The following is a 13,123-nucleotide window of genomic DNA, read 5'->3' on the forward strand; positions in this document are numbered from 1 at the left end:
GCGAACACCGTGCCGGGCGGGACATGCGCCGCCGCCATCCGGGAGGGGTCGTCTGTCCAGGCCTTGGGCAGATAGAGCGACCGGTCGATGAAGGCATGGCCGTGGCGCGACGCATAGGTGGCGAACACCCCGATCTGGCAGTTGGTGATCTTGCCCGCCGAGCCCGTGTACTGACGCCCGACGCCGCACCAGGCCTTGCCCTGTTTGAGGAACCCCGTCTCGTCGATCACCAGCACCGCGTCGGGATCGGCCAGGGTCTCCACGACATAGTCGCGCACGATCTTGACCAGCGCTTCGGCATCCCACAGACCGCGGCCGAGCACCGCCTGCTGCCGCCAGGGACCAGGATCGCCCGCCGCTTCAGCCCGCATCCAGCCGGTCTTGCGACGCTCGTCACTGAGCAACCCGTCCAGGAAAAGGCCCGCCGAGCGCGCCATCCGCACGTCGCCAAACAACGGCCGCATCCGCGCCTTCACATCCCGCAGGCAAGACGCCCAAAGCTCAAGCGTCGTCTCAACCGATGCACCCGACATCCCATGACCTCCGAATCATGGTCGCCCATAGATTTAGAAGGCCTACGTCAGCGCAACTGTAATGCTAGCGCGAGGGGTGGTCAGGGCGCCTTCTTTGTCGGCATTACTCGATGGTAACCATGGTTTGAGCGCCGTCCCATTTACCTGCCAAACCTGGGACTTCCTCAAGTTGCCGAACGGCTTCGAAACCTCCGCGCTCTTCTCGGTATTTGACGACCTCAAAACCGTGTCCGTGGAGTTGAGGCACGCCGTCGAGATCGGCGGCTGACGCAGTATTGAGGTCAATCATTTAGACTTCCATCTTGGCCAACACGCAGCGCACGGTCCATCTCCGGAAACTTAGACCGTAGCCCCCATGACTACTACGCAAGCGTATGTGGTGTTGGATCCAGAGGCGCCATTAATCGGGATTTGCGCGTGGGGCCCGTGCATTCACTCGGCTGGCCGATCGGATGGTCATGGCGAGCGCGAGCAAGGCCAATCCGGCCCCGAACAGGAACGTCGCCTCGGCACCCCATCCCGTCCAGAGAAGACCCGCAACCGTGCTCGCAGCCAGCATTGCGACCCCAGACGCCAGGTTGAACACGCCAAAAGCAGTGCCTCTTAACCGGGCGGGCGCCGTGTCCACGATCAAGGCGGCCAAGAGCCCCTGGGTGAGCCCCATGTGAAGCCCCCAGAGCGCAACGCCGACCAGGATGGCGACCACATTGCTCCCGAGGGCCAGGGCCAGATCTGCGGCGATCAGGCAGACAAGGCCGCCCGCAAGAATCCAGCGGCGGTCGATCCGGTCCGACAAGCTGCCCGCCGGGGCAGACACGACCGAATAGACGACATTCATGACGACCATCACGATCGGAACCAGGGCAATCGGCAGTCCCACGTCCTGGGCGCGCAAGACGAGAAAGGCTTCGCTGAAACGGGCCAGGGTGAACACGACCCCAAGAACCACCACCGACCAGAATGGACGGCCCATCGCGCTTACCTCACGCCAGCGGATCGGCATCCGAGCGGATGGATCGCTTTGCTTGGACACCGCCGGTTCACGGACGCCGAACAGCAGAAGCGCCACCGCCATAAGGGCCGGGACGACGGCCCAGGCAAACACACCACGGATATCACCCGCGAGCAGGACCATCAGCCCCATGGCCACCAGCGGGCCGGCGAAGGCCCCTATGGTGTCGAGCGACTGGCGCAGTCCGAAGGCGGCCCCTCTGATCTCAGGGGACACGAGGTCGGCGACCAGGGCATCACGCGGCGCGCCCCGAACGCCCTTGCCGATGCGATCGGCGAATCTGGCGCCGAAGACGTCGAACGGCGTCACCGCGAGCGGAAAGATCGGCTTGGTCAAAGCGCCCAGCCCGTAGCCGATCACAGCGAGAAGCTTTCGCTTGCCCAGGCGGTCGCTGATGTAGCCGGAGAACACCTTGGTGATGGAGGCTGTGGCCTCTGCGACGCCCTCGATCACGCCGACGAGGGCGACGCTCGCCCCCAGACCCGTCACCAAAAAGACGGGCAGCAGCGAGTGGATCATCTCGGAGGAGACGTCCATGAACATCGACACAAACCCCAGGGTCCAGACGCCGGCGGGGACGGCTCCGAGGCCCGACCGACGCAAAGGCTTGCCCGGATCGCTCATCGGCCACGTCCTGAAAAATTGGTCGATTCTTCCAAAACACTGACGCGGTCGGTTACCGGAAGGCGCAGGATGGCTCGAACGCCCGGTCCCGAGTTTTCCAATGTGAGCGATCCGCCATGCAATCGGGCCACGGCATCGGCTATCGGCAAGCCGAGGCCGGTTCCGGGCGAGGACCGCGCCGCGTCGAGGCGCGAGAACCGACGTAGGGCGGCTTCGATCAGATCAGGCGGGATGCCGGGGCCGTCGTCCTGAACGATCAGTTTGCTGGCCTCGGTATCCTGATGGACGATCACGTCAATCTCGGCACCGGGTCTCGAATGTTTCAGGGCATTTTCCAGCAGATTGGCGAGGGCTTGAGCGAGCAGGTCGCCGTCACCCATCAGTCGGGCTCCGCCAAACACAACCAGCTTCAGCGTTCTACCCGAACTCTCGATTTCGGGGCGATACGCATCCACGACCCGATCTGCCACCTCGTCCAGGTCAACCGGCGCGAACCGGGTCTTTGAACCCCCTGCATCAATCGCAGCCAAACGAAGCATGGCGTCGAACACGCGGAGGGCGGCCGTGACGCCGTCGGACGCGGCTGCGATCGCTGCTGTGCGAGCCTCGACGGAGGGCGCGTTAGCGGCGATTTCGAGTTTCTGGCGCACGTGGGACAAAGGCGTCCTCAAGTCATGAGCCACGTCCGCCGACACACGCCGCACCGCCCCGACCAATTGGTCGATGCGATCCAGCATCTGATTGATCCCTTCGGCCAGCTGGTCGATATCGTCGCCGCTGCCGGACGCAGGCGCGTCTGCCGCCGCCCGCGCTGCCAGATCGCCCTCTGCGACGCAGGCCACGGTCCGCACGAGGTCGTCCATGCGCGCCAGGGCGCGTCGGATCAAAAGAAGGCTGACGACCAGCCCCGCAACGATCGAAGCCAGACCCCAAGCCAGGAAGGTCCGGAACAGCCCGTCCCTTAGGCCTTCGGCGCGCCCGAGGTCATCGCCGACGACCAGACGTGACCCGTCCGCGAGCGTCTGGGTCCGGATCAGCAGTTTCTCTTTGCCCTCGAAGCCGGGCGTGCCGTCGACTACATCGATAACGCTCCAGCCGTCGGACGCGGGACCTGGGGTAAGGTCGCCTGCGACCACGGCGCCTGATCGGGTCTCCAGCCGGTATTCCAGCGCACCTGGCCGCTCGGCTCGCGCGGCGACGGCCGCGACCGCCGCCAGGAGTCCTTCGGAGGACAACTCATGCGAAACAGCATCGATCTCCAGCGAGATTCGATCGCGCGCGTCGCGTTCGGCCAGTCCTCGCGTGCTCAACCAGCCCCCAAGGCCTGCTCCGCCGATGGCTACCACGAGCAGGCCTGCCTGGATCAGGGCGATCCGGACGCTGGTGGAGCGGCTCCAGCCTTTAGGCGGAAAAGGCAGCATAGCCCTCGCCCCGAATGGTATGAAGAAGCGGTCGGTCGCCCCCACGATCGATCTTGGCTCTCAGTCGGCTCATATGGCTTTCGACCAGATTGGTGCCGGGATCGAAACGGAAGCGCCAGACCTGCTCCAGCAGCATCGTGCGGGTCACGACGTTCGGTGCTTGCAGCAACAGGGTTTCCAGCAGCTGGAATTCCCGCGGCTGCAGCTCGATCCAGACATCGCCCCGATGAACTTCGCGCGACAGTCGGTCCAGGGTGAGGTCGGCCAGTTGCAGACGGATCGGCGGGGCCGGGTCTCGCCGACGTGCAAGCGCATCGACGCGGGCGATCAGCTCGGACAGGGCGAACGGCTTGGCCAGATAGTCATCGGCCCCGCCCTCGAGGCCAATGACCCGGTCTTCGACGGAGCCGAGCGCTGTCAGCATCAGAACCGGGACATCGACATGGGCGTCGCGAAGTGCGCTGACGATCACCAGGCCGTCCCGGCTCGGGAGAAGTCGATCGACGATCAGGAGGTCAAACGGCTCGACAAGGGCACGATCAAGGCCCCGTTGGCCATCCGCTTCTATTTCGACCTCATGGCCCCGCGCCCCCAGACCGTCGGCCACATAGGCTGCGGACTGAGCGTCATCCTCGATCAGCAACAGGCGCATCGACCGGTGGTTCCAGAACGGTTGCAGGAGTGCGGTAGCGGTAGGCCAGAACCAGGGCTGGCAACAGCAGCAAGCTCATCAGGGTGGAGGTCACGAGACCGCCCAGGATGACCGCCGCCATCGGACCCTGAACCTCACGCCCCGCCGACCCCGCTTCCAGGGCCAGGGGTGCAAGGCCCAGACCGGTCACGAGGGCGGTCATAAGAATTGGTGTTACCCGTTCGCGGGTTGCTCGCACAACGGTCGCCAGCCCCCACGGCTCTCCCTCCTCGGCAACGAGATGATCCACATGGGAGATCAGCAGAATCGCGTTGCGCGCCGCGATCCCGAACAGGGTGACGAACCCGACGAGCGCCCCCAGCGAAAGGATGCCGCCCGTCAGCGCCACCGCGACGATGCCGCCAGCCAGGGCAAAGGGTGTGCCGGCCAGGATCAGGCCGGCGGGCCGCCCTCCACCGAAGGCGAGGACGAGAAGGGCGACAACACCGATCGAAGCGGCTGCGACATTGGTGAGGATCTGGCGCGCGGCGGCGGCCTGACCTTCGGCCACGCCGGAGAACTGGAGCGACACACCGGGCGGCAGGGTCACGTCGGCGGCGATGCTGGCCTTGGCATCGCGCACGAAGCCCGAGACATCGGCGCGCGTCGGGTGAACCGTCACGACCTGGCGACGCTGGCCTGCCTCGTGATTGATCGACGTTCTGGCATCCACCGTTCGCAAGGTTGCGATCTGCGACAGGGGAACGGCCGTCGTCATCGAGCGAACCAGCACACCGCCGAGGCTCTCAGGGTCGCGGAGCAGTTCGGGCGGCAGGGTGATGGCGACCTCGGTCAGGCGGTCGGGGTCCGTGACCTCGGCGACCGTCAGGCCCTGAAAGGCCATGTCTACCGCGTCATAGGCATCGGACGGCGTGACGCCATGCAGGGCCATTCGGTCAGGGTCCAGCGCGACCCTCAGTGTCGGCGCCCCTGGCTGCGCACGCACCTGGACCTCGGCGGCTCCCGGGACAACCTGAAGCGTCTGGGACAGTCTATCCGCGACGCGGTCGAGCACGTCGAGATCGGGGCCATAGATCGCGATGGCGACGGGCGCCGTCTCGCCGGACAGGGATTCACCGATGCGGTCACCGAGCGACGTCAAGGTCTCGGTGGTCATGCCGGGATAGTGAGACAGAACCTCCGCCATCGCTTTCCTGACCTTGGCGTCATCGGCTCCCTTGCGCAGTTCAACGTGCATTTCGCTAAGGTTGGGCGGGAAGGTGTCTTCGCCCGACTCAGCGCGACCGATCTGCTGTTCGACGGTCGCGATCCCGGGCAGCGCCAGGAGGTCACGGGAGATGCGCGTCCCCACCCCTTGCATCCAGCCGATCGAGGCTCCGGGCGGACCGTTGATCTTGAGGACATAATGGCCCTCCCGAAACGATGGCAGAAGCTCCGAGCCGAATGCGAGGAAGGCCAATAGCGACACTACGCCGACGCTGAGGGTTCCCAGGGCAACGGCACGAGGGCGGGCGCAGATGGGGTTCAGCAAACGCGCATGGGCGTCCTTCAGTCGGGTGATGTAACGCGGCTCCTCATGAAGCCTGACACGACGCAGAAGGAGCAGCGACAGCGCCGGCGTCACAGTAACGGCGACGGCCAGCGATGCGAGCGTGGCCAGCAGGAACGCGAACGCCAGGGGCCCAAAAAAAGAGCCCTGTAGACCGGTCAGAAACAGGATCGGCGCGATCGTCAGCGCCAGGACGTAGGTCGCATAGACGACCGGTGCCCGGACCTCGACCGAGGCCGCTTCGATCACCGACTGCCGATCGGTCTCCGGTCCCGCATCGCGCAGACGCCTTACGATGTTCTCCACGCCCACAATGGCGTCGTCGATCACCACACCCAACGCAACCGCCAGTCCCCCCAGGGTCATTGTGTTGATCGTCTGACCCATGCGGTCCAGCACAATCAGGGCCGCCAGCAACGACAGGGGAATGGAGACGAAGGCGATGAAGGCGACCCGCAGATCGCGCAGGAAGGCCATGAGGATCAGACCGATCAGCGCCGCTCCGATCAGTAGGTCCGTGCGAATGCCGCCGAGCGCGGCGTCGATGAAGTTGGCGGGACGGTGAAGGGCTGGGTAGAGGGTGACGCCCTGCGCTTCCAACCCGGGGCGGAGGTCGGCAATGGTCGCTTCGACAGCGCGTGTGGCCTGTAAGGTGTTGGCGCCATACTGGCTCGCAAGCGACACCAGAACGCCCGGCCGACCCATCACACTGGCGTCGCCAAAGCGTGGCGATGGTGCTTCCACGACGTCGGCGACGTCTCCTATGCGAACCGGCAGCCCTGTCGCCGCCGGGAGGACCGCTCCCGACAGGCTTTGCGGTGTCACCGCGCCGCTGGTGGGTTCGATCAGGATTCGTTGGGTCGCCGTTTCGGAAAACCCACCCCCCCGGACTGCCGCCGCTGCCTGAACCGCGCTCTGAACATCGGACAAGGGAATGTCGCGAGCGGCGAGATCGTCTGGGCGCACCCGCACCTCGATCCTGCGAAGTTCGCCGCCGAAGACCGTCGCCCGGGCAACCCCGGCGGTCGCTAGGAGGCGAGGACGCACTGTCCACTGCACCAGATCCCGCAGGGCCATCGGGCTCAGTGTGTTACTCACGAAGCCGATCTTCAGCAGATCCATGGTCGACGAGGTCAGGGGACTGAGCTTAGGGGCCGACACCCCCGCAGGCAGTCGGCCGGCGGCCTCGCTCAGAGCTTCGGCTAGAACCTGACGGGCTCGAAAGGGGTCGCTTCCCTCTGCGAAGATCACGGTGATGACGGACAGACCCTGGATCGATTCCGAACGAACCGTGGCGACCCCGTTGGAGCCGTTGATCGTCGTTTCCAGCGGGCGGGTGACCAGGGCTTCGACCTGTTCCGGTGTCAGGCCGGGGGATTCGGCCTGAACCGTCGCTTGGGGCGGCACGAACTCGGGGAACACATCATAGCGCGCAGAGCCGACGGTCACGACACCGAACGCCAGCAACAGCAGTGCACCGAGGACGACCATTCCCGGATGACGCAAGGCAAGTCGGACGATCAGCGACAGCATCGCTCAGTCTTCCTCGGCCGGGGCGTCGCCACCGCGCTCGATGGCCAAAAGCACGCCCGCGCCCCCCACGACGATGCGGTCTTCCGGCCCGAACCCGTTTTCAACAAACCAGCCGTCCTGGACCGGCCGGGCATCGACGAGTTCGCGACGGACGAAGGTATCGGGCGCCGACTGGACGTAGGCCCACATCCCGCCCCGCCATCGGATAAGCGAGTCTCTTGTCAGGATGGAGCCGGCCTCGGCAGCGTTGGTTTCGACAGACGCTGTCAGAACACGTCCCGCCGTGGCGCTCGCCGCCAGCGGCCCTCGCACGACCGCCAGGACACCAGCACTTTGCAGCCGCGCATCCGACACAGCCGCAGGACCGAGGACGGTGACTAGCGTGCTGATATCGCCGTCGATGACGCGGATCCGACCGGCCACCGCGCCGCCTGGACGGTCGATCCGCACCAGCGACGCCCGACCGGCCGCGACGTCGGCCACCAGGGCACGCCTCTGTCCAACGCCCAAGCGGGCGAGTCCCGGTCCGAACTCCAGACCGATCCTGCGGGACGCGAGATCGACGCGCGCCTGATCGGCCATGGCCTGGGCCCGCGCCGCCTCGACGGACCGGGTCGATGCGCTCTGGTCTTCGGCGGCCAAGCCACCCAGTCGGATGGCTTCGGCGCGGGATGCCCCCGCAGCGGCGCTGGCCGCCGCGATCTCGGAATCGATGGCGGCGAGCGCCGCTACATCTAGGGCCCGAGCATAGGCAGGTTCCAGCACAGGCGCCGTGCCTGAGCGAGGAAGGGCGATGGTCACGCCCGCCCTGCCCTGTTGATCGGGTTCCAGATGCACGGTTCCATCGACGGCGCGTTCGGTCTCGGCCGGAGCGTCAGGAGATGCTGATTTCAACTCGGCGCGCGGCAGCACGAAACCCACCAGGACGACCGAGGCCACTACTGCCCCCAATGCGGCCCAGCCGATGGCGACAAAGCGGGTCATGGGCGGCTCCGGACGTCAGCGGCGTTGATCAGGATTTCAGGACCCTCGAGCGGCCGGCGAACCGCGTCTTCGAGGGCGGCATACGCCGCATGGACGCGCGCCAGGGCATCGAGTTCGACCAGACGGGTCTGGGCCGCGCCGGCCTGGGCCGCTGCCCAATCCACGCGGTCGATGGCGCCGGCGCTCAACTCGCGATCAGCCTGTCTGGCCAACCGATCCGCTGTCGGCCGTTCGACCGACCGGATCCGATCGAGGGCCGTGCGCGCGGCGGAGGTTTCCGCCCTGGCTGACTCGATCGCCGCATCGGCTGACGCCAGGATCGCCCCTAGCCTTTGGCCAGCTTCAGCCCGCCGGGCTTCGGCCAGGGCGATGGCGCTTCGGTTCAGGTCCAGAGGCGGCAAGGCGAGGCCGAGCGAAACTGGAAACTTCACCAGACCGCGCTCCCAGGCGTAACCGGGTGACAGCGTCAGGGCCGGGTATTGTCTGGCGACCTCAAGGCGCAACTCCACCTCGGCCTGATCGTAGGCGGCCAGGGCTTTCAGCACGTCCGCACGGGCCAGGATGGCCTGCGATCGGATTTCGGGGTCGAGGGTCTCGCCCGAGTCCGAAACAGGCTCGTCGAAGCCCTTCCAGTCCGGTGTGATGCCCTCCAGGGCCTCGGGGGGCAGACCGATCGCGGCGGCCAGGCGCAATCGAGCGTCGTTCGCCTGAGCGAGGGCGTCGATCAGGCCGCGCGACGCGTCGGCCCCGTCCGCGCGAACCCGGTCCAGCTCGGTCCGGCTGGCTTCGCCTGCCGCGACTCGCCGGTCCACCGCAGCCAGCTGGCGCGCCCTCAGATCGGCGACGAACTGAAAACCAGCGGCGCGTCTCTCGGCAATCAAACGATCGGTGAGCGCCCGACGAAGCGCCATGCGCGCAGTCCAGATCACCTCGGCCTCGTCATAGCGGGCGATCTCGACGGCAATGTCGGCCACTCCGGATCGCGCGGCACGCCGAACCCCACGATCGATCGGCAGGTCCAGCGCCGCGCCTAGCAACCACGGGGACTGGGCCGCTGCGTCACGGGCATATTCGGCGCTGAGCGTAAGCGTTGCTGGCAACCCCACCCGCGCCGCCCGGGCTCCGGCCTCGGCGCTGACCACGCCCGAACGCGCGACCTCAATGTCGGGATTGTAGATGAGGGCAGCCGCCAGCAGCGTCAGCCGATCCCATGGTCCGTATGCAGGGTTGGCGCCCGGTGCGATTGCCGTGGCCGCCGCAGCGACGCGCTCAGGATCGAGGGTGGTCCCCCGGCGAACGGCAAGGATCGCGGGCACGTCCAAGGGCGCCGGTGCATAGGTGGTGCAGCCCGCCAACATGCCCAAGGCGACGACGGGAAAAATTCCGAGCAAGCGTCTGAATGATCGAACGAACGGCAACATCGTCGCTCTTCATGCCCAAAGCTGGACCGTGCGGCACATTGTCGATTCCCAATGACTGCCGGTGGTGCTGGCGTCGTTCGGGCTGGTGACCTGCAGGACCGGCGCTTCCGTGCCATCAGGCTGAAACGCTCGCTGAGCGTGGGAAGTTTGCGATGATCGACAAATCTGGCTTGATTTGAAGGTCTCATGGATTTCCAGCGATTCGCGTACAACTGCGCGCGAGGCGCGGCCACAGGACCGCCCACAGCACTGGCGTGAGAGCGACTTGTTTTGCGGAACGCCTTTTCTGGCCATCTCCCTGAGACCAGACATTCCCAACTGCGCCTTTGTGTCAAATCCGGTCGTTGTGCCCTCCGACGGAAATGTCTCGAATGGGTCGCACCACGACATTGGCATCAGGCCCGAAACCGGACATTCACCGCCCTGTCCCGGGAGCAGACCTTCCGCAGGTCTGTTCGGGGTGGAGAGCAGACCTTGCGTCCAGATCGCAGAGAGAACCCTGTTCTCGCGCCTCGCCCCAACACAAGCCGCCGCCGAGCCATTCTGCCCAACATTATTCTGTTAAGATTGCTGCGCCGATGCAATGATCGCAGCCTGCGGTGAAGCTCGGCTTCGACGATCAGACAGTGCGAAACGACTTTTGAAAATGATCAACCGACTATCTCCCATCGGCCGTGGACCCGGCACGCCTCGTCGCCACGCCAAATGCCCTTCAAAATGATGGTGAAGTCTGATTTTCGGCCGTGGTGGGCGATCGTCGCTGTTGGCCTGATCGCAATAGTTTCGGCAGGTGCGACGACGGCTCTCAGCTACTCTGCCCATCTTTTCATCATCCAGGACGACGCCATGGCCCAGAGCTCTGCTGCCGGCGCCGTCTTCATTGCCGCTTTCGTCGTCGCCACTCCCCTGATCGCTGCAGGTTTGATCGTTTGGGGTCTTCCGGTCTGGTTTGTGCTGAGAAAGATGCGGCTGGACTCGTTATTCAACTCGGTCCTCGCCGGAAGCCTCTCAAGCCTGTTCCTGGTCGGGGCATGGTACTCGGTCAGCTATCCCGGCGAGCCCATACGCCTCGACGTCGCGTCGGTTTCGCTGCTTCCGATGTGCATCCTGCCCGGCGGGGTTTGCGCCTGGATCGTTCGAAGGTTCGCGTACCGGCAGATATGAAAGCCAGCTAAAGAGTTGGCCCGCGTCCCATCCATTCTGGAGTAAAAGCCGAATCCCGGCGAACATGGTCGATCTTGCCTCCACGCTTTTGCAACGTTGGACCTTGACCCGACTGGGCGTCGCGGTTCTGCTCGCATCGGCGTTAACAGGCTGTGTGACGACCTCGCCAGAGCCGCAGCCATGGCCCGAGGTATCGGAAATCAGGATATCGTGGATGGTCTGGGGAGAGGTTCAAGAAGAATTTACCGTACCGGCCGGCGGACAGGCCCGGTGGGTCAGACAAGGCAGTGGCGAGGCAGATTTCCCGGTCACCCAAGCCGAGTTCGAGCGCGTTCGTGATCAGGTTCGCGACTTCGAAGGCATTCCGTTCAGTTGCGACCGGGTCATGACGGACATGCCAACCGGACGACTGGAATGGTCCCGGCAGGGTGAACCGATCCAGACCCTGGATTTCGATCCGGGCTGTGTCAGCGGCGATGCGGATGGACTGTTCGACAAAGTCCATGCGGCCGCCGGATTACTCGCTGAGGTGAGGGACCGCGACCGGTGAACCCGGCTCCGGCTCTCCGCGGGTCCAACGCGTCTTCCTGGTTCACAAGCCGCCGCTGCTAGCCTTTCAGGTGCGGTCCCAGAAGCGCGTACCAGCTCGTCGACAAACGCTGGAAGTCATAGGGGCACCGCTCGGCACGCTCGGCTGTCAGCCACCCTTCTTCGATGAGGTTTGCGTAGCCCTCGGGGTTGGACCCGTAGACGAGACACGCCAGAATATAATAGCGTTGCTGGCCGAGCGAGTGTTCGGTCGCATACTGGCTGTCGTCGATCTCTCCAGCCTGTGCCGGGTCCACGTAGAAGCTGAGCGCGCCCGAAATCGCGGATTCGTCCCCGCCGTCACCGTCGAGCAGCCACCAGGCCGCGAGACTATCGACGGTGTCTTCCTCCCGGCCAGTGATCGGGATTTCCAGCACGTCGACGAGGGCGTGCCCGACTTCGTGGAAGACGGTGAACAGGAATGATCCGTTGACCGCGCCCTCGATCTCTTCCTCGGTTTCGTAATAGGCGGCGAAAACCTCACGCTCGCCCTCGAAGAGTTCGAGACACATGAGGACTTCACGCTCGTTCGGGTCGTAGAAGGCGTTACTCTGACCGCATTCAGCGAAGCGCATTCCGATATCGACGGGGAGAATGAGCCACGCATTCAGGCCGTCGGCGATCTCTTCCAGCAAGCGTTCTTCGCTGAGCTGTTGCGCCAGCTCGACGTAAGTGTCGCTTTCCAGCTTCGCTGGTCGCACGACAAAATCACCCAGATCCTCGCCCGCCCCGGAGAGGGCTGAGGCCCTGCTGTCATGGCTTTGAACCATTAGGCCGGCGAGCAGGAGGGCGAAGATGAGAGGCCGCGCCCCGCGAAAGAATGAGAACATGAACGGTTCCGTGTTGATAGCAGGACAACGTAACGGCGGTCGTCCAGAGCGGCAAGAGACGGTTTGCGGCGTTTGTCCCGCCTCGACGCCGAGGCGCCCGCGCTCAGCGCAGAATCCGCCCGTGCCAGGGATGGCGAGGTCATTCTCGTGGTCGAGGACGATGAAAAAATCCGGTTCCTGTCGGTCGAGGCTCTGCGTGATTTCGGCTATACCGTCGTACAGGCCGGCGACGCCTCCCAGACCCTGGCCGTGCTCGCCGTGCAGCCACGCGTCGACCTGCTGTTCACTGACATCGTCATGCCCGACGTGAATGGCCGTCAGCTCGCCGACAAAGCGCGCGAGTCACGTCCCGACCTGAAGGTGCTCTACACGAGCGGCTTCATGAAGAACGCCGTGGTCCACAACGGGGTCCTGGATCTCGGCGTGGCCCTCATCTCCAAGCCCTTCACCATCGACGATCTCGCCATCAAGGTGCGGCTGGTGCTTGACGGCGGGGGGATCATTCGAGAACGATAGACGACCGCTATGGGTCGAGGTTGTGGAAACACGCGCGAAAGAAAACCGCCCGCAATATTCATCCCAAGTTCGATTGGTTGATAGGTGCGCTTTGCAGTCGCCGGTCGTCACCATGACGACGCTGGCGGCTTTCGACGCCCAACAGATTTGCGAGGCATAGGGCGTTGCACCAATTCGGCATTGATCAACGGAGGTGGGTCAGATCGCACTGCGTCGGGGATTGAACTCCCTTGTGATCCGTGGCGGCTGGCGCCGCCCTCATTGTCCCACCTCGACAGCGCCCTTTGGCGCAGCTG

Annotated in this window: 11 protein-coding genes and 1 pseudogene; 3 read left to right on the forward strand and 9 right to left on the reverse strand. The window is 64.9% G+C overall.

The features are described 5' to 3' along the window. The 8 genes and pseudogenes from ACP7A5_RS06250 to ACP7A5_RS06285 all read right to left on the reverse strand — a co-directional run. A pseudogene (locus ACP7A5_RS06250) lies at positions 1-552 on the reverse strand (IS701 family transposase); the annotation flags it as partial. 84 nt (positions 553-636) lie between these two features. After that, on the reverse strand, positions 637-822 hold the full coding sequence (locus ACP7A5_RS06255; RefSeq protein WP_426041105.1) for a helix-hairpin-helix domain-containing protein: 186 nt from the start codon (positions 820-822) through the stop codon (positions 637-639). 111 nt (positions 823-933) lie between these two features. Then, positions 934-2,088 (reverse strand): MFS transporter, encoded by a 1,155-nt coding sequence (locus tag ACP7A5_RS06260; protein WP_426041106.1) that lies wholly within the window; start codon positions 2,086-2,088, stop codon positions 934-936. Between the two features lie 77 nt (positions 2,089-2,165). Beyond that, positions 2,166-3,590, reverse strand: a complete 1,425-nt coding sequence (locus ACP7A5_RS06265; protein ID WP_426041107.1) for an ATP-binding protein — start codon at positions 3,588-3,590, stop codon at positions 2,166-2,168. Next, positions 3,571-4,242 (reverse strand): winged helix-turn-helix domain-containing protein, encoded by a 672-nt coding sequence (locus ACP7A5_RS06270; protein WP_426041108.1) that lies wholly within the window; start codon positions 4,240-4,242, stop codon positions 3,571-3,573. The genes ACP7A5_RS06265 and ACP7A5_RS06270 overlap by 20 nt, the downstream gene beginning before the upstream one ends. Then, the gene (locus ACP7A5_RS06275; RefSeq protein ID WP_426041109.1) at positions 4,217-7,324 is read right to left on the reverse strand and encodes an efflux RND transporter permease subunit; all 3,108 of its coding nucleotides are present in this window, start codon (positions 7,322-7,324) and stop codon (positions 4,217-4,219) included. Before ACP7A5_RS06275 ends, ACP7A5_RS06270 begins: the two co-directional genes overlap by 26 nt. A 3-nt stretch (positions 7,325-7,327) precedes the next feature. After that, entirely contained in the window at positions 7,328-8,308 is a 981-nt protein-coding gene (locus tag ACP7A5_RS06280) for a hypothetical protein (protein WP_426041110.1), read from the reverse strand. Then, positions 8,305-9,624, reverse strand: coding sequence for a TolC family protein (locus ACP7A5_RS06285; RefSeq protein ID WP_426041111.1), 1,320 nt, complete (start codon positions 9,622-9,624; stop codon positions 8,305-8,307). Before ACP7A5_RS06285 ends, ACP7A5_RS06280 begins: the two co-directional genes overlap by 4 nt. A gap of 810 nt (positions 9,625-10,434) precedes the next feature. Here ACP7A5_RS06285 and ACP7A5_RS06290 point away from each other — a divergent pair. Further along, entirely contained in the window at positions 10,435-10,893 is a 459-nt protein-coding gene (locus ACP7A5_RS06290; RefSeq protein WP_426041112.1) for a hypothetical protein, read from the forward strand. A 64-nt stretch (positions 10,894-10,957) separates the two neighbouring features. Continuing rightward, a complete protein-coding gene (locus ACP7A5_RS06295; protein ID WP_426041113.1) occupies positions 10,958-11,443 on the forward strand; it encodes a hypothetical protein in 486 nt (161 codons plus the stop codon). A gap of 58 nt (positions 11,444-11,501) precedes the next feature. Here ACP7A5_RS06295 and ACP7A5_RS06300 read toward each other — a convergent pair whose 3' ends face one another. After that, positions 11,502-12,311, reverse strand: a complete 810-nt coding sequence (locus ACP7A5_RS06300; RefSeq protein WP_426041114.1) for a DUF4344 domain-containing metallopeptidase — start codon at positions 12,309-12,311, stop codon at positions 11,502-11,504. 63 nt (positions 12,312-12,374) lie between these two features. On the opposite strand from ACP7A5_RS06300, the gene ACP7A5_RS06305 reads away from it, so the two are divergent. After that, positions 12,375-12,827, forward strand: a complete 453-nt coding sequence (locus ACP7A5_RS06305) for a response regulator (protein WP_426041115.1) — start codon at positions 12,375-12,377, stop codon at positions 12,825-12,827. Positions 12,828-13,123 lie beyond the last annotated feature (296 nt).

Source organism: Brevundimonas sp. TWP2-3-4b1, from assembly GCF_049897665.1.
In the GTDB taxonomy this organism is placed as follows: Bacteria; Pseudomonadota; Alphaproteobacteria; order Caulobacterales; family Caulobacteraceae; genus Brevundimonas; species Brevundimonas subvibrioides_B.